Here is a 14,993-nt window from a genome sequence, read left to right on the forward strand (position 1 = left end):
TTAGAAGCCTAAACTGGATAACAGGTCATCGACATCATCTTGACCCGATACAACGTCTTCACGTTTATCGGCATGAATCTGCGGACCTTCACCCTTGGCGAGATGTTTTTGTGGATCTTTTTCCGAGAGGATCGCTGCGCGGTCATGTTCGATGCCGGCAAAACGGTCAACCTGGCCTGCCATGAGCACCAATTTGAGCAAATTGCTTTCCACTTCGGTGACCAGTTGGGTCACGCGCTTGATCACCTGGCCGGTGAGGTCCTGGTAATCCTGGGCCAGCAGAATGTCGTTGAGGTTGCTGGAAACCGTGCGGTTTTCCTGCTCGCTGCGTGACAAGAACCCTTCGACCCGACGTGCCAGTTCACGAAACTCTTCAGCCCCGACTTCGCGGCGCATAAAGCGGCCCCAGTCGTGGCTCAAAGCCTGTGCCTCAGTGGCCATGCCATTGACCAGGGGCGTGGCGTTTTCCACCAGGTCCATGGTGCGGTTGGCCGCCGCCTCAGTCAGCCTGACCACATAGGACAGGCGTTCGGTGGCATCCGTGATCTGGGAAATTTCTTCGGCCTGGGGCATATGCGGGTCAATCTGGAAATTGACGATCGCACTGTGCAGCTCGCGTGTGAGCTTGCCCACTTCCTGGTACAGGCCGCGGTCACGGGTCTGGTTGAGCTCATGGATCAACTGCACCGCGTCGCCGAACTGGCCTTTTTCAAGGCTGTCGACCAACTGGTGAGCATGCTTTTTCAGGGTCGACTCAAAGTCGCCCTGGGATGATTCTTTATGCTCCATAGCTCCCCCGCGATGGCATTAGCCGTGGATGCGTTCGAAGATTTTTTCGATCTTCTCTTTCAGCGCCAATGCAGTGAAAGGTTTGACCACGTAACCGTTTACCCCAGCCTGGGCGGCTTCGATGATCTGTTCACGCTTGGCTTCGGCGGTCACCATCAGCACAGGAAGGTTGCGCAGCTTTTCGTCAGCGCGCACGTGGCGCAGCAAGTCGATACCGGTCATGCCTGGCATGTTCCAGTCCGTTACCAGAAAGTCGATGCTCCCGCTGTTGAGGATCGGAATCGCCGTAATGCCGTCATCCGCCTCGACCGTGTTAGTGAACCCAAGGTCACGCAACAGGTTTTTTATGATCCGCCGCATCGTTGAGAAGTCATCAACGATGAGGATTTTCATGTTCTTGTCCAATTCGACCTCCAAGCAGTCTTAAACGCGCCCAGCACCTGGACGCGCCATTTCAATCAACAGGCATTACACAAAAAGGACTGCCCAGGGCACCACGGAGCAAACCCGCAAACGCCCAGGGCGATCACGGTCTTGTCTGCAGTGTCCCCACACTGCCTGTCAGCGCGCTCGCCACTCTCCCAAACGCCCCCGCAAGCGGGCTGCGCACTGGCTGTGCAACTGGCTGACCCGCGACTCGCTGACCCCCAGGACCTCACCGATTTCCTTGAGGTTCAGCTCTTCGTCGTAGTACAGCGCCAACACCAGTCGCTCACGCTCCGGCAAATTGGCTATCGCGTCCGCCAACGCCCCCTGGAAGCGTTCATCCTCCAGGTCGCGCGACGGCTCAAGATGAGCACTCGCGCCATCCTCGTGCAGCCCTTCGTGTTCGCCGTCCTGCAAGAGGTCGTCGAAACTGAACAGGCGGCTGCCCAAGGTATCGTTCAAAATCCCGTAGTAATCGTCGAGACTCAATTGGAGTTCGGCCGCAACTTCGTGATCTTTAGCGTCGCGACCGGTTTTTGCTTCAATTGCGCGAATTGCGTCACTGACCATGCGCGTATTGCGATGCACCGAACGCGGCGCCCAGTCACCTTTACGCACCTCATCGAGCATCGCGCCACGGATACGGATACCCGCATACGTCTCGAAACTCGCGCCTTTGCTCGCATCGTATTTGGTCGACACTTCGAGCAAGCCGATCATGCCGGCCTGGATCAAGTCTTCGACCTGCACGCTAGCGGGCAGGCGGGCCAGCAAGTGATAGGCGATGCGCTTGACCAGCGGCGCATAACGCTCGATCAACTCGCCCTGGCTGTCACGGGCAGACTTCTTGTACGCGTTGTAGCCGGTCGCTGTCATAGCACGGGTCCTGCGCTCGTCTGATGCACCAATCGCTCGACGAAAAACTCCAGATGCCCCCGAGGGTTGGCAGGCAACGGCCAGGTATCGACCTTCTGGGCAATGGCCTTGAACGCCAGTGCGCATTTGGAACGAGGGAACGCTTCGTAGACCGCACGCTGCTTTTGCACGGCCTTGCGCACACACTCGTCATAGGGAACTGCGCCGACGTATTGTAAGGCGACATCGAGGAAGCGATCCGTGACCTTGGTCAACTTCGCGAACAGGTTGCGACCTTCCTGCGGGCTCTGGGCCATGTTGGCCAGCACGCGGAAGCGGTTCATGCCGTAGTCGCGGTTAAGCAGTTTGATCAAGGCGTAGGCGTCGGTGATCGAGGTGGGTTCATCGCAGACCACCAGCAGGACTTCTTGCGCGGCGCGCACGAAGCTGACCACGGACTCGCCGATCCCGGCGGCGGTGTCGATCACCAGCACGTCGAGGTTGTCGCCGATATCACTGAAGGCCTGGATCAGGCCGGCATGTTGGGCCGGGCTCAGGTGCACCATGCTCTGGGTGCCCGAAGCGGCCGGTACGATGCGGATGCCACCGGGCCCCTGGAGCAGCACATCGCGCAGCTCACAACGGCCCTCGATCACATCGGCGAGGGTGTGTTTGGGCGTCAGTCCCAGCAGAACGTCAACGTTCGCCAGCCCCAGGTCAGCATCCAGCAGCATGACACGACGGCCAAGCTCTGCCAGGGCCAGGGACAAATTCACTGACACGTTAGTTTTCCCGACGCCACCTTTGCCGCCGGTCACCGCGATCACCTGTACGGGATGCATGCTGCCCATTTTATTCCGTTACCTTGTCTTGCTTAGTCGCAGGCTACATGGCTTGGCCGCGTGAATCGCTTGCAGACCATCGATGTAGATACAGTGCACTGTGTTCGTGTTGCTCAGCCCACGCGCTTGGCCGGGTTGTGATACAGGTCCGCGAACATATCGGCCATCGCTTCCTCGCTAGGCTCGTCTTGCATTTGCACGCTGACCGCCCGGCTGACCAATTGGTGACGGCGCGGCAGATGCAAATCATCTGGAATCCGCGGCCCGTCGGTCAGGTAGGCGACCGGCAATTCATGGCTGATGGCAAGGCTGAGCACTTCGCCCAGGCTCGCGGTTTCATCGAGTTTAGTCAGGATGCAACCGGCCAGCCCGCAGCGCTTGTAACTGTGGTACGCAGCGGTAAGCACCTGTTTCTGGCTGGTGGTTGCAAGCACCAGGTAATTCTTGGACTTGATGCCACGCCCGGCCAGGCTTTCGAGTTGCATGCGCAAGGCCGGGTCACTGGCTTGCAGGCCAGCGGTGTCGATCAGCACCACGCGCTTGCGCAGCAGTGGGTCGAGGGCGTTGGCCAGGGACTGGCCCGGGTCGACGTGAGTCACCGACACATTGAGGATACGGCCCAGAGTCTTGAGCTGCTCCTGAGCGCCGATGCGGTAGCTGTCCATGCTCACCAGCGCAATATTCTGCGCGCCGTACTTGAGCACGTAACGCGCCGCCAGCTTGGCCAGGGTGGTGGTCTTGCCCATGCCGGCAGGGCCGACCATGGCAATCACACCGCCCTCTTCCAGAGGTTCGATTTCCGGGGTTGCGATCATGCGCGCCAAATGGGCCAGCAACATGCGCCAGGCCTGGCGGGGTTCTTCGATTTCGGTGGTCAGTGCCAACAGGTCGCGGGACAACGGGCCGGACAGGCCAATGCGTTGCAGACGGCGCCACAGGTTGGCCTGTTGCGGCTTGCTGCCTTGCAATTGGGTCCAGGCCAACGAGCCGAGTTGCACTTCCAGCAGCTCGCGCAGGCCATTGAGCTCAAAGCGCATCGAGTCGAATACACGCTGATCGACGGCAGCAGCCTGGGCTGGCGCTGCAGGACGCGGCGGTTCCTTGAACGTCGGCTCAACCAGCGGCTCGGCAGCCGTCAGCGGCAGGCCGGCAAACAACTGGCGATTGGTGGTGGCATCGCTGTCGCCACGCATGCTCAGTTCGGCCTGGGCCGAGACGATACGTGAGGCGGTCTTGCGCAGCTCGTCTTCGAGCTCCATGTTCGGCACACGCGGTGCCAGCGCCTGGGGGGTGTAATCCAGGGCAGCCGTCAGCTCGACACCGCCGGCAATACGACGGTTACCGATAATCGCGGCGTCGGCGCCCAACTCATCACGAACCAGTTTCATGGCCTGACGCATATCGGCGGCGAAAAAACGCTTCACTTGCATAACCCACTACCTCAGCCGTTGGGCCCTACTGTCGCGACGATAGTCACTTGCTTGTTGTCAGGAATTTCCTGATAAGCCAAAACGTGCAAATTCGGAACTGCCAGGCGTCCAAACCGCGACAACATCGCTCGGACTGGGCCTGCCACCAGCAGAATCACCGGTTGGCCCTGCATTTCCTGGCGCTGTGCGGCGTCGATCAACGAACGCTGCAGTTTTTCAGCCATGCTTGGCTCCAGCAGAACGCCCTCTTCCTGGCCTTGCCCTGCCTTCTGAATACTATTGAGCAATATTTGTTCCAACCTTGGTTCCAAGGTGATCACAGGCAGCTCAGACTCAGTGCCTACAATGCTTTGCACGATTGCACGCGACAATCCGACGCGCACCGCGGCCACCAGGGCGGCAGTATCTTGACTCTTAGCGGCGTTGTTGGCGATAGCTTCGGCAATGCTGCGAATATCGCGCACCGGCACCTGTTCGGCCAGCAGCGCCTGCAATACCTTGAGCAACTGCGATAACGACAGCACGCCCGGCACCAGTTCTTCGGCCAGTTTTGGCGAGGCTTTGGCCAGCAAACCCATCAATTGCTGGACTTCCTCGTGGCCGATCAGCTCGTGGGAGTGCTTGTACAGGATCTGGTTGAGGTGAGTGGCGACCACCGTGCTGGCGTCCACCACGGTGTAACCCAGGGACTGCGCCTGGCTGCGCTGGCTGATTTCGATCCACACCGCGTCCAGGCCAAAAGCCGGATCTTTGGCGGTAATGCCGTTGAGGCTGCCGAACACCTGCCCTGGGTTGATCGCAAGCTCGCGGTCCGGGTAGATCTCGGCCTCGGCCAGGATCACGCCCATCAGGGTCAGGCGGTAAGCGCTGGGGGCCAGGTCGAGGTTGTCGCGGATATGCACAGTGGGCATCAAGAAACCCAAGTCCTGCGACAACTTCTTGCGCACACCCTTGATCCGGGCGAGCAATTGGCCGCCCTGGTTGCGGTCTACCAGGGGGATCAAGCGGTAGCCCACTTCCAGGCCGATCATGTCGATCGGGGTCACGTCATCCCAGCCAAGCTCCTTGGTTTCCTGGGCGCGGGCCGGGGATGGCAGCAGTTCTTGCTGGCGGGCGATTTCCTGTTGGGCAATGACTTTGACCTGGTTCTGCTTCTTCCAGAACAGATACGCTGCACCGCCTGCCAAGGCGGCCATGCTGAGGAACGAGACGTGGGGCATGCCCGGCACGATACCCATGATCGCCATGATCGCCGCCGCCACGGCCAACGCCTTGGGGGATGCAAACATCTGCCGGCTGATCTGCTTGCCCATGTCTTCGGAGCCCGAGGCACGGGTCACCATGATGGCCGCTGCTGTAGATAACAACAGTGATGGCAATTGCGCCACTAAACCGTCACCGATGGTCAGCAAGGCATACACCTTGCCCGCATCGCCGAACGTCATGCCGTGCTGGAAGATCCCGACCGCCATGCCGCCAATGAGGTTGATGAACAAAATCAGCAGGCCGGCAATGGCGTCACCGCGCACGAATTTGCTGGCACCGTCCATGGAGCCGTAGAACTCGGCTTCCTGGGCCACTTCCAGGCGGCGCGACTTGGCCTGGTTCTGGTCGATCAGGCCGGCGTTGAGGTCGGCGTCGATGGCCATCTGTTTGCCGGGCATGGCGTCGAGGGTGAACCGCGCACTCACCTCGGAGATCCGCCCGGCACCTTTGGTCACCACCACGAAGTTGATGATCATCAGGATCGCGAACACCACGATACCGACCACGTAGTTACCGCCGATCACCACCTCACCGAAGGCCTGGATCACCTTACCGGCGGCGGCGTGGCCGTCCTGGCCGTGGAGCATCACCACACGGGTCGAAGCCACGTTCAACGCCAGCCGCAGCAGCGTGGCCACCAGCAGGATGGTCGGGAACACCGCAAAGTCCAGCGGCCGCAGGGCGTACACACACACCAGCAGCACCACGACGGACAAGGCAATGTTGAAGGTGAAGAACACGTCCAACAGGAACGGCGGCATCGGCAACATCATCATTGCCAGCATCACCAGCAACAACAACGGCACACCCAGATTGCCCCGCGACAGGTCAGTCAGGGTGCCACGGGCCGTGCTGAGCATTTGAGAGCGATCTACCACCGGTATTCCTCGTGTTCCTTGAAGCAAAGTTTTGACGCCAGTAGGCGACTTGAAGGCGGTATTGCAAGAAGCCTTCCAACTTTGCGTTGGCCGCCGGGAACATGGATGGTGCGCAAAAATAAATGTGGGAGGGGGCTTGCTCCCGATAGCGGCAGATCAGCACCAGATATGCTGGCTGAACCACCGCCATCGGGGCAAGCCCCCTCCCACACTTGGATGTGCGCATAACCGGTACTATCGAGGAAATTTCTGACAAGGTTTTGAGGTGGCCCCTAGGAAAGCCGCTCTCTAGTCTCCGCACACCGCTGCAAACGCAGTGGGCAGGCGCCTCGGCCGAGGCACTGATGAGTGACTTTGCCTTTGAATTGGACGGGGTAAAACGCGAAGGCGCACTGGGCGTTGCGCAGTTGATTGGGCTCGCGAAGCTGCTGGCTGACAGAGTGCTGGAGGATAGCGAGCACTTAACGGCCTGATGACCGATCGTTCCTGCACCGCCCAGCGGGAACGATCATGAAGCTGGTAGGACGCTGACGTTCGCGGCCTGAGGGCCTTTCTTCCCCTGCGTTATCTCGAATTCAACTTTTTGATTTTCTTCAAGCGTCTTGTAACCATCGCTGCTGATGGCCGAATAGTGGACAAAAACGTCTGCCCCCCCATCATCCGGCTTAATAAACCCAAACCCCTTTTCCGCGTTAAACCATTTCACTGTGCCTGCTGTCATTGCCGCTCTCCTGACATCTGCATCACGTACTTGCTGGATTACTTTGACGCCGGACGCAAACACGCCGCAGGGTCGATGGATCATCTGAAATTCCACTCGCTGACCCACTGCAAGCAGAACGTTATTGGAACTCTCGAAATCCACCGGCACGTCCTCCTCGCCCATCAAGGCAATAAACCCCAGGCCCGTTCGTTGGTCATAAAATTTGACAGTACCTCTCACCACCTTCAAAACCATTCTCCAATCCTGCGCAGCACCTATCGCAATGAAACCTTCAGACAGGCCGGCTGACTACTGTCAAAGTTGACAGGTAGACACAGACTTACGACGAGTGGTAGGTGGATTATGTAGTGAGCGGGCTTGCCCCGCGCTGGGTGGCGAAGCCGCCCCAATAAGGCCGCGGCGGTGTATCAGAAAGACCAAGGTGCTTGGGTTTGGGGCCGCTTCGCCACCCAGCGCGGGGCAAGCCCGCTCACCACAATGTCTTAGGAATCCCGGCGCAATTCCGGCGGGATTGGCAGATCCTTGAGCGGATCCGGCCGCTTGCCCTTGCCCGCCCGGTATTGGCGAATCTGATAGACATACGCCAGCACCTGCGCAACCGCCAGGTACAAGCCGGCAGGGATTTCCTGCTCAAGCTCGGTGGAGTAGAAAATCGACCGCGCCAACTCCGGCGACTCCAACAGCAGGATGTCGTTGGCCACCGCAATTTCGCGGATTTTCAACGCGGTAAAGTCGCTGCCCTTGGCCAGCAACATCGGCGCGCCGCCTTTCTCCGGGTCGTACTTGAGGGCCACGGCGTAGTGGGTCGGGTTGGTGATAATCACATCGGCATCGGGCACCGAGGCCATCATCTTGCGCTGGGACATCTCGCGTTGTAGCTGGCGAATGCGCTGCTTGACCTCTGGGCGACCTTCCTGGTCCTTGTGTTCGTCGCGCACTTCCTGCTTGGTCATCAGCAGCTTCTTGTGGCTTTCCCACAACTGGATCGGCGCATCAATGGCCGCGATGATGATCAGCCCGGCCGCCATCCATAACGCACTCCAACCCACCACCTGCACGCTGTGGATGATCGCCGACTCCAGCGGCTCATGGGCGATGCGCAGCAAATCGTCGATATCAGACGTCAACACCATCAACGCCACAAACAGGATCAGGATGAACTTGGCCAAGGCCTTGAGCAGCTCGACCAACGCCTTGGCCGAGAACATGCGCTTGAGCCCGGCAGCCGGGTTCATACGGCTGAACTTGGGCGCCATACTGCCGGCGGCAAACAGCCAGCCGCCCAAGGCGACCGGGCCGATCAGCGCCGCCAGCAGCAACGTGATGAGGATCGGCTGCACCGCCAGAATCGCGATCTTGCCCGAGTGCAGCAGGTATTGGCCCATGGCACCGGGGTCGAGCAGCACTTCGCGGGGCAAGGCGAAGTTGTGTTTCATCAACTCCATCAAGTCCAGCGCCAGGCCACCGCCATAGATCAGCAACGCGCCCGCGCCGGCCATCATGGTGGCAACCGTGTTGAGCTCTTTGGAGCGGGCAATCTCGCCCTTTTCCCTGGAGTCCTTTTTGCGTTTCTCCGTGGGGTCTTCTGTTTTGTCCTGACCACTCTCGCTCTCGGCCATGCTCAGCGCGCCCGTGCCAGATCACGTAAAAACTGCAAGGCGTCGCTCGCCAGCGGTTGATACTGATTGAGAATGTCGGCGAGGCCGATCCAGAAAATCCCCATGCCCAACACCAGGGTCAAGGGGAAGCCGATGGAGAAGATGTTCAACTGCGGCGCGGCGCGGGTCATCACGCCAAAGGCGATGTTGACCACCAGCAGCGCGGTGATCGCCGGCAGCACCAGCAACAAGGAGGCGCCCAATACCCAGCCGAGGCGCCCGACCATTTCCCAAAAATGATTGACCACCAACCCCGAGCCCACCGGCAAGGTGGTGAAGCTCTCGGTCAACACCTCAAACGCCACCAAGTGGCCGTTCATGGCCAGGAACAGCAAGGTCACCAGCATGGTCAGGAACTGCCCGATCACCGCCGCCGACACGCCGTTGGTGGGGTCGACCATGGACGCAAAGCCCATGCCCATCTGGATCGAAATGATCTGCCCGGCAATCACGAACGCCTGAAAAAACAACGAGAGGGAAAACCCCAGCATGGCACCGATCAGGATCTGCTCGGCAATCAACAACAGCGCACTCAGGTCAATGGCATTGACCGGCGGCATCGGCGGCAGCCCAGGCACGATCACCACGGTAATCGCCACCGCAAAATACAAGCGCACGCGGCGTGGCACCAGGGTCGTGCCGAACACCGGCATGGCCATGAGCATCGCCGTCACGCGAAACAGCGGCAGGATAAAGGACGCCACCCAGGTGCTGATCTGGACGTCGGTCAATGCCAGCAAAGACTGCATCGGGTCAGCCGATCAACTGGGGAATACTGCCGTACAGCTGCAGGATGTATTCCATGAAGGTTTGCACCAGCCAGGGACCTGCAACGATCAGGGTGATCAGCATCACCAGCAGGCGCGGTAGGAAGCTCAAGGTCTGTTCGTTGATCTGGGTGGCGGCCTGGAACATCGCCACCAGCAGGCCCACCAACAGGCTGGGCACCACCAGCACCGCCACCATCATGGTGGTCAGCCACAGTGCTTCACGGAACAGGTCGACGGCAACTTCTGGAGTCATAGCGCTATACCCCGCCGAAACTGCCGGCCAGGGTGCCGATAATCAGCGCCCAGCCGTCCACCAGCACAAACAACATGATCTTGAACGGCAACGAGATGATCAGCGGCGACAGCATCATCATACCCATGGCCATCAGCACGCTCGCCACCACCAGGTCGATGATCAGGAACGGGATAAAAATCATGAAGCCGATCTGGAAAGCGGTCTTCAATTCCGAGGTCACAAACGCTGGCACCAGGATGGTCAGCGGCGCCTGGTCCGGGGTGGCGATGTCGGTGCGCTTGGACAGGCGCATGAACAGCTCAAGGTCGCTGGAGCGGGTCTGCGACAGCATGAAGTCCTTGATCGGGCCTTGGGCCTTGTCGATGGCGACTTGGGCCGTGATGGTTTCCGCGAGGTAGGGCTGCAAGGCTTGCTGGTTCACCTTGTCGAACACCGGCGCCATGATGAACAGCGTCAGGAACAAGGCCATGCCGGTGAGGATCTGGTTCGACGGTGTCTGCTGCAGGCCAAGGGCCTGACGCAGAATCGAAAACACGATGATGATGCGGGTGAAGCTGGTCATCAGCATGACAAACGCCGGGATAAAACTCAGCGCCGTCATGATCAGCAGGATCTGCAGGCTGACCGAATACTCCTGTGCGCCCGCCGCATTGGTGCCCAGGGTGATCGCCGGGATCGACAATGGGTCGGCGGCCAGCGCCAAAGGCGCCGCCAACAACAGCATGAGCGTCAATAAAACGCGCATTACTTCTTATCCTTCTGATCCTTGCCCAGCAATTCCATCAGGCGCTGGGCGAATTCTGGCGTGGCAGGCTGGGCCTGATCCACGTTGACCGGGGTCTTGAGCACATGCAACGGGGTGATGCGACCGGGGGTGATGCCCAGCAGGATCTGTTCGTCACCCACTTGCACCAACACCAACCGGTCCCGTGGGCCGAGGGCGCGAGAGCCCACCAGCTCGATCACCTGGCCGTTGCCTGGGCCGACGCGCTGCACGCGGCGCATCAGCCAGGCCAGCACAAAGATCAAACCCACCACCAGCAACAGGCCCAGCACCAGTTGCGTCAACTGGCCGCCGAGGCTGGCCGGTGCAGCCGCCGCAGCCTGAGCTACCGGTTCCGCCGCCATGGCGCCCAATGGCAGCGCTACTAACAGTCCCACCATCAGGCGTTTCATATCAGCGCAGCTTCTTGATGCGTTCGCTCGGGCTGATCACGTCGGTCAGGCGGATGCCGAACTTTTCGTTGACCACCACCACTTCGCCGTGGGCAATCAGGGTGCCGTTGACCAGCACGTCCAGCGGCTCGCCGGCCAGGCGGTCCAACTCGATCACCGAACCCTGGTTGAGTTGCAGCAGGTTACGGATGTTGATGTCGGTGCTGCCCACTTCCATGGAGATCGATACCGGGATGTCGAGGATCACGTCCAGGTTCGGGCCATCGAGGGTCACCGGGTCGTTGTTCTTCGGCACGCTGCCGAATTCTTCCATCGGCAGGCGGTTACCGGCCGGCGCGGTGGCGGCGTCAGCGGCCAGCAGCGCGTCGATATCGTCTTGGCCAACATCGCCGGTTTCTTCCAGGGCTGCTGCCCATTCGTCAGCCAGGGCCTGGTCTTCGGCGGAAGTGTTTTCGTGTTCGGTAGCCATTACATGTCCTCGGCGGAGCAAGCATTCATAAATTAGGTTTGAATCAGCGGCGGTTGATTGGCTCAACCACTTGCAGCGCCAGGTTGCCCTTGTGGGAACCCAGCTTGACCTTGAATGACGGCACGCCGTTGGCGCGCATGATCATTTCTTCCGGCAATTCGACGGGAATGATGTCCCCCGGCTGCATGTGCAAAATGTCCCGCAGGCGCAACTGGCGACGGGCCACGGTGGCGCTCAGTGGAACATCAACGTCCAGCAGGTCTTCGCGCAGGGCCTTGACCCAGCGCTCGTCCTGGTCGTCGAGGTCGGACTGGAAGCCGGCATCAAGCATTTCGCGCACCGGCTCGATCATCGAGTACGGCATGGTCACGTGCAGGTCGCCGCCACCGCCATCGAGTTCGATGTGGAAGGTGGACACCACAATGGCTTCGCTGGGACCGACGATGTTGGCCATGGCCGGGTTCACTTCCGAGTTGATGTACTCGAAATTGACTTCCATGATCGCCTGCCAGGCTTCCTTCAAGTCGATGAAGGCTTGCTCCAGCACCATGCGCACCACCCGCAGCTCCGTGGGGGTGAACTCACGGCCTTCGATCTTGGCGTGACGGCCGTCGCCGCCGAAGAAGTTGTCCACCAGCTTGAACACCAGCTTGGCGTCGAGGATGAACAGCGCCGTGCCGCGCAGGGGCTTGATCTTGACCAGGTTGAGGCTGGTGGGCACGTACAGCGAGTGCACGTATTCACCGAACTTCATCACCTGCACGCCGCCCACCGCCACGTCCGCCGAACGGCGCAGCATGTTGAACATGCTGATGCGGGTATAGCGGGCAAAACGTTCGTTGATCATTTCCAGGGTCGGCATGCGTCCACGGACGATGCGATCCTGGCTGGTCAGGTCATAACTTTTGACGCTGCCGGGCTCGGCAGCCATTTCGGTCTGTACCAGACCATCGTCGACACCGTGAAGCAGCGCGTCGATTTCATCCTGGGACAGCAGGTCTTGCACGGCCATGTCGTGATCCTACTGCAATACGAAGTTAGTGAAGAGCGCCTGCTCGACCACGACTTTGCCGAGTTCCTTCTGGGCCACTTCCTGCACGCTGGCAGTGACCTTCTGGCGCAGCATTTCCTGGCCCACCGGGGTGGCCAGGGTGTCGAAGCTCTGCCCGGAGAACAGCATGACCAGGTTGTTGCGGATCACGGGCATGTGCACCTTGAGGGCGTCCAGGTCCGACGCGTTACGCGCCAGCAAGGTGATGCTCACCTGCAGGTAGCGTTGACGACCGTTCTGATTGAAGTTGGCGACAAAGGCCGGAAGCATCGGCTCGAAGATTGCCGGTTGCTTGACGTTAGTGGCGGCTTCGGCGGCGGGTGCCGGTTTGCTCGCACCGCTGTGCATGATGTACCAGGTGCCCCCCACTGAGGCGCCGATGGCCAGGAGCAGGCCTACGACTATCAACAGGATAAGCTTGAGCTTGCCTTTGCCTGCGGGTGCTTTTGCTGCGTCGTCGCTCTTCGCCATGCCAATAATCCGTCACTATTCGGGGATTCATAGATCTACGGAAAGGCAAGAGCAAGTGTTATGCCAGAGTTGTCTGGTGGATTTGGAAGAGTACGACGATATCCGCCACGCAACGGACCCCATGTGGGAGCGGGCTTGCTCGCGAATGCGATGGGTCAGTCAGCATATTAGTGACTGATGGACCGCATTCGCGAGCAAGCCCGCTCCCACATTTGGGCCTGTACGACGTTCAAATCAGGCGTAGTAATCAACGGCGCTGGAGCCGATCACGGTAGATGTCACTGGCGCGACCGCTTCAGCCACCTCGGCATGGGCGCCACTGTCGCTATCGCCGCCACGCCCACCACTGCGACTCACACCAGCGGCCNGCTGGAGCCGATCACGGTAGATGTCACTGGCGCGACCGCTTCAGCCACCTCGGCATGGGCGCCACTGTCGCTATCGCCGCCACGCCCACCACTGCGACTCACACCAGCGGCCTGCGCCTGTTGTTGCTGTTGCTGCTCCTGCCCACGGGACTGGTCCGACACATTCACGTCCACCTGTCCCATGCCCTGCTGGGCAAACATTTCCCGCAGGCGGCCTGACTGGCTTTCCAGCGCTTCACGCACCACCGGGTGGGCACTCATGAAGTTGACCTGAGCCTGCTGGTCGGCGGTCATGTTGACCTTGATGTCCAGGCGACCGAGTTCAGCCGGTTGCAACTGGATCTCCGCCGACTTGAGGTTGGCGCTCGACAGGTACATCACACGGTTGACGATTTCGTCGGTCCAGCCGCTCTGGTGCATGGCCAACGGGGTATTGGTCACCGGCGGCAAGGCGTTGGCGGTCTTGGGCGTGGCGGCCTGGGTCAGCGCAGCCAGGCGGTCGGCGAAGTTATCGACACGGGTGTCGCTGCTGGCTTCTTTCAAATCCTTCAGGCCGCCCTCGATCAGGCCGCTGAACGCTTTGTCGCCACCCTCGGTGCTGTCCTTGCCGGCCTGCTGGTCAACCATATTGGCCATGCCAGCGGCAAAGTTCTGCGCGGCGGTCGGCTGATCCAGGGTCGGCGGCGGCGCGGTCTTGGCCGGAGCTTGGCTGCTGGCGGACACGTGGCCACCCTGCTCCATCGCCAGGCGCACGGCGGGCATCGCATCCAGTGGGTCGGCTTCGGGGTCGAAGGCGGTGTTGGGCTCATCGGTTGCAGCAATCGGCGCGGTGACGACCGGCTGAGCCTTGTCATCCTTCGCTGCCACTGGCGCCGGGGTTTCCACAGGCACCGGCACGGCCACCGGGGTAACGGCGGCGATCATGGCCGGGTCGACCACAGGGTCAGCGGGTGGCAGCTGCACCAGAGTCGGGTCGGCGGGGGCGTCGTCATCCTTGCTTGTGCTGTCGTCAGGCTTGGCAGGCAAGGTATTGCCGCTATCGGCAACCGCCGGCTTGCTGGCGGCAGGTTTGTCGTCGTCGCCTGCCGGCTTGGCGCTGGCGTCGGCAGGCTTGTCACGCGCGGGTTTGGGCGAGTTGTCGTCGGCTTTGACCGTGGGTTTGGCGCCCTGATTGGCGAACACCTGAGCGAAGCCAGGGCCCTTGTCCCGCGGGTCCGCAGCCGCTACCGGCGGGTTGGCAGCGGGTGCTTGAGGCTTGGCCGCAGGGGCAGCCTGAAGAAGGGAGTTGGGGGCGACTGGCATAGGTAAAGGTCTCCACTGCATGGGGGTCGGGGATGCAGTATCAGGAGGTAGAGCAAGAGTCGGGCCAGGTTTGGGTTTAGCGGTTTGGTCGGGTACATATCCGTTATTTGGGTAACGGCTGCTTAGGGTTCCGCCCTTACGGCGGGTCACTTTTGGAAAGAGCCCAAAAGTAACCAAAAGGCTCTTGCCCCACCACTCGGTGCCTCGCCTAGGCTCGGCATGCCCTCACTCCGGCTTGAATCCGTGGGCCGCCGCCACGCGC

The 14,993-nt window shown here is 60.5% G+C and carries 18 protein-coding genes; 1 reads left to right on the top strand and 17 read right to left on the bottom strand.

Features of this window, described 5'->3' with window-relative positions; translation table 11 throughout:
- The 6 genes from ACLD1Y_RS27130 to flhA form a co-directional block, all read right to left on the bottom strand.
- Entirely contained in the window at positions 1-789 is a 789-nt protein-coding gene (locus ACLD1Y_RS27130; protein WP_429480780.1) for a protein phosphatase CheZ, read from the bottom strand.
- 18 nt (positions 790-807) lie between these two features.
- Positions 808-1,182 carry a chemotaxis response regulator CheY gene (locus tag ACLD1Y_RS27135; protein ID WP_162473193.1) on the bottom strand — a complete coding sequence of 125 codons (375 nt, stop codon included), beginning with the start codon at positions 1,180-1,182 and terminating at the stop codon, positions 808-810.
- A 168-nt stretch (positions 1,183-1,350) separates the two neighbouring features.
- Positions 1,351-2,091, bottom strand: coding sequence for an RNA polymerase sigma factor FliA (fliA, locus tag ACLD1Y_RS27140; RefSeq protein ID WP_135292003.1), 741 nt, complete (start codon positions 2,089-2,091; stop codon positions 1,351-1,353).
- On the bottom strand, positions 2,088-2,921 hold the full coding sequence (fleN, locus tag ACLD1Y_RS27145) for a flagellar synthesis regulator FleN (RefSeq protein ID WP_003192912.1): 834 nt from the start codon (positions 2,919-2,921) through the stop codon (positions 2,088-2,090). The genes fliA and fleN overlap by 4 nt, the downstream gene beginning before the upstream one ends.
- 104 nt (positions 2,922-3,025) lie before the next feature.
- Positions 3,026-4,342, bottom strand: coding sequence for a flagellar biosynthesis protein FlhF (gene flhF / locus ACLD1Y_RS27150; protein WP_429480781.1), 1,317 nt, complete (start codon positions 4,340-4,342; stop codon positions 3,026-3,028).
- A gap of 11 nt (positions 4,343-4,353) precedes the next feature.
- Complete coding sequence (gene flhA, locus ACLD1Y_RS27155; protein ID WP_429480789.1) at positions 4,354-6,468, bottom strand: flagellar biosynthesis protein FlhA; 2,115 nt, start codon at positions 6,466-6,468, stop codon at positions 4,354-4,356.
- A gap of 236 nt (positions 6,469-6,704) precedes the next feature.
- Here flhA and ACLD1Y_RS27160 point away from each other — a divergent pair, with 236 nt between their 5' ends.
- The gene (locus tag ACLD1Y_RS27160) at positions 6,705-6,959 is read left to right on the top strand and encodes a DUF6124 family protein (RefSeq protein ID WP_429480790.1); all 255 of its coding nucleotides are present in this window, start codon (positions 6,705-6,707) and stop codon (positions 6,957-6,959) included.
- Between the two features lie 35 nt (positions 6,960-6,994).
- Here ACLD1Y_RS27160 and cspE read toward each other — a convergent pair whose 3' ends face one another.
- From cspE to ACLD1Y_RS27215, 11 genes are all read right to left on the bottom strand, one after another.
- Positions 6,995-7,207: a transcription antiterminator/RNA stability regulator CspE gene (gene cspE, locus ACLD1Y_RS27165; RefSeq protein WP_429480791.1), complete on the bottom strand. Its 213-nt coding sequence runs from the start codon at positions 7,205-7,207 to the stop codon at positions 6,995-6,997.
- A 485-nt stretch (positions 7,208-7,692) separates the two neighbouring features.
- Entirely contained in the window at positions 7,693-8,829 is a 1,137-nt protein-coding gene (gene flhB, locus ACLD1Y_RS27170; protein WP_429480782.1) for a flagellar biosynthesis protein FlhB, read from the bottom strand.
- Between the two features lie 2 nt (positions 8,830-8,831).
- Positions 8,832-9,617 carry a flagellar biosynthetic protein FliR gene (fliR, locus tag ACLD1Y_RS27175; RefSeq protein ID WP_429480783.1) on the bottom strand — a complete coding sequence of 262 codons (786 nt, stop codon included), beginning with the start codon at positions 9,615-9,617 and terminating at the stop codon, positions 8,832-8,834.
- 4 nt (positions 9,618-9,621) lie between these two features.
- Complete coding sequence (gene fliQ, locus ACLD1Y_RS27180; protein WP_003214552.1) at positions 9,622-9,891, bottom strand: flagellar biosynthesis protein FliQ; 270 nt, start codon at positions 9,889-9,891, stop codon at positions 9,622-9,624.
- Between the two features lie 4 nt (positions 9,892-9,895).
- Positions 9,896-10,639: a flagellar type III secretion system pore protein FliP gene (gene fliP / locus ACLD1Y_RS27185; protein ID WP_135291998.1), complete on the bottom strand. Its 744-nt coding sequence runs from the start codon at positions 10,637-10,639 to the stop codon at positions 9,896-9,898.
- Positions 10,639-11,070 (bottom strand): flagellar biosynthetic protein FliO, encoded by a 432-nt coding sequence (fliO, locus tag ACLD1Y_RS27190; protein WP_429480784.1) that lies wholly within the window; start codon positions 11,068-11,070, stop codon positions 10,639-10,641. Before fliO ends, fliP begins: the two co-directional genes overlap by 1 nt.
- Position 11,071: 1 nt before the next feature.
- Complete coding sequence (gene fliN, locus ACLD1Y_RS27195) at positions 11,072-11,539, bottom strand: flagellar motor switch protein FliN (protein ID WP_027603860.1); 468 nt, start codon at positions 11,537-11,539, stop codon at positions 11,072-11,074.
- A gap of 43 nt (positions 11,540-11,582) precedes the next feature.
- On the bottom strand, positions 11,583-12,551 hold the full coding sequence (gene fliM / locus ACLD1Y_RS27200; protein WP_010208755.1) for a flagellar motor switch protein FliM: 969 nt from the start codon (positions 12,549-12,551) through the stop codon (positions 11,583-11,585).
- A gap of 9 nt (positions 12,552-12,560) precedes the next feature.
- Positions 12,561-13,061 (bottom strand): flagellar basal body-associated protein FliL, encoded by a 501-nt coding sequence (gene fliL / locus ACLD1Y_RS27205; protein ID WP_429480785.1) that lies wholly within the window; start codon positions 13,059-13,061, stop codon positions 12,561-12,563.
- A gap of 234 nt (positions 13,062-13,295) precedes the next feature.
- Positions 13,296-13,418, bottom strand: coding sequence for a hypothetical protein (locus tag ACLD1Y_RS27210; RefSeq protein WP_429480786.1), 123 nt, complete (start codon positions 13,416-13,418; stop codon positions 13,296-13,298).
- Positions 13,415-14,731 carry a flagellar hook-length control protein FliK gene (locus ACLD1Y_RS27215; protein WP_429480787.1) on the bottom strand — a complete coding sequence of 439 codons (1,317 nt, stop codon included), beginning with the start codon at positions 14,729-14,731 and terminating at the stop codon, positions 13,415-13,417. The genes ACLD1Y_RS27210 and ACLD1Y_RS27215 overlap by 4 nt, the downstream gene beginning before the upstream one ends.
- Positions 14,732-14,993: the final 262 nt, after the last annotated feature.

It is taken from the genome of Pseudomonas sp. 18175, from assembly GCF_050432925.1.
GTDB lineage: Bacteria > Pseudomonadota > Gammaproteobacteria > Pseudomonadales > Pseudomonadaceae > Aquipseudomonas.

Coding starts and splice junctions, on each gene's coding strand:
- ACLD1Y_RS27130 (WP_429480780.1), bottom strand. CDS start 789: ATGGAGCATAAAGAATCATCCCAGGGCGACTTTGAGTCGACCCTGAAA.
- ACLD1Y_RS27135 (WP_162473193.1), bottom strand. CDS start 1,182: ATGAAAATCCTCATCGTTGATGACTTCTCAACGATGCGGCGGATCATA.
- fliA (WP_135292003.1), bottom strand. CDS start 2,091: ATGACAGCGACCGGCTACAACGCGTACAAGAAGTCTGCCCGTGACAGC.
- fleN (WP_003192912.1), bottom strand. CDS start 2,921: ATGGGCAGCATGCATCCCGTACAGGTGATCGCGGTGACCGGCGGCAAA.
- flhF (WP_429480781.1), bottom strand. CDS start 4,342: ATGCAAGTGAAGCGTTTTTTCGCCGCCGATATGCGTCAGGCCATGAAA.
- flhA (WP_429480789.1), bottom strand. CDS start 6,468: ATGCTCAGCACGGCCCGTGGCACCCTGACTGACCTGTCGCGGGGCAAT.
- cspE (WP_429480791.1), bottom strand. CDS start 7,207: ATGACAGCAGGCACAGTGAAATGGTTTAACGCGGAAAAGGGGTTTGGG.
- flhB (WP_429480782.1), bottom strand. CDS start 8,829: ATGGCCGAGAGCGAGAGTGGTCAGGACAAAACAGAAGACCCCACGGAG.
- fliR (WP_429480783.1), bottom strand. CDS start 9,617: ATGCAGTCTTTGCTGGCATTGACCGACGTCCAGATCAGCACCTGGGTG.
- fliQ (WP_003214552.1), bottom strand. CDS start 9,891: ATGACTCCAGAAGTTGCCGTCGACCTGTTCCGTGAAGCACTGTGGCTG.
- fliP (WP_135291998.1), bottom strand. CDS start 10,639: ATGCGCGTTTTATTGACGCTCATGCTGTTGTTGGCGGCGCCTTTGGCG.
- fliO (WP_429480784.1), bottom strand. CDS start 11,070: ATGAAACGCCTGATGGTGGGACTGTTAGTAGCGCTGCCATTGGGCGCC.
- fliN (WP_027603860.1), bottom strand. CDS start 11,539: ATGGCTACCGAACACGAAAACACTTCCGCCGAAGACCAGGCCCTGGCT.
- fliM (WP_010208755.1), bottom strand. CDS start 12,551: ATGGCCGTGCAAGACCTGCTGTCCCAGGATGAAATCGACGCGCTGCTT.
- fliL (WP_429480785.1), bottom strand. CDS start 13,061: ATGGCGAAGAGCGACGACGCAGCAAAAGCACCCGCAGGCAAAGGCAAG.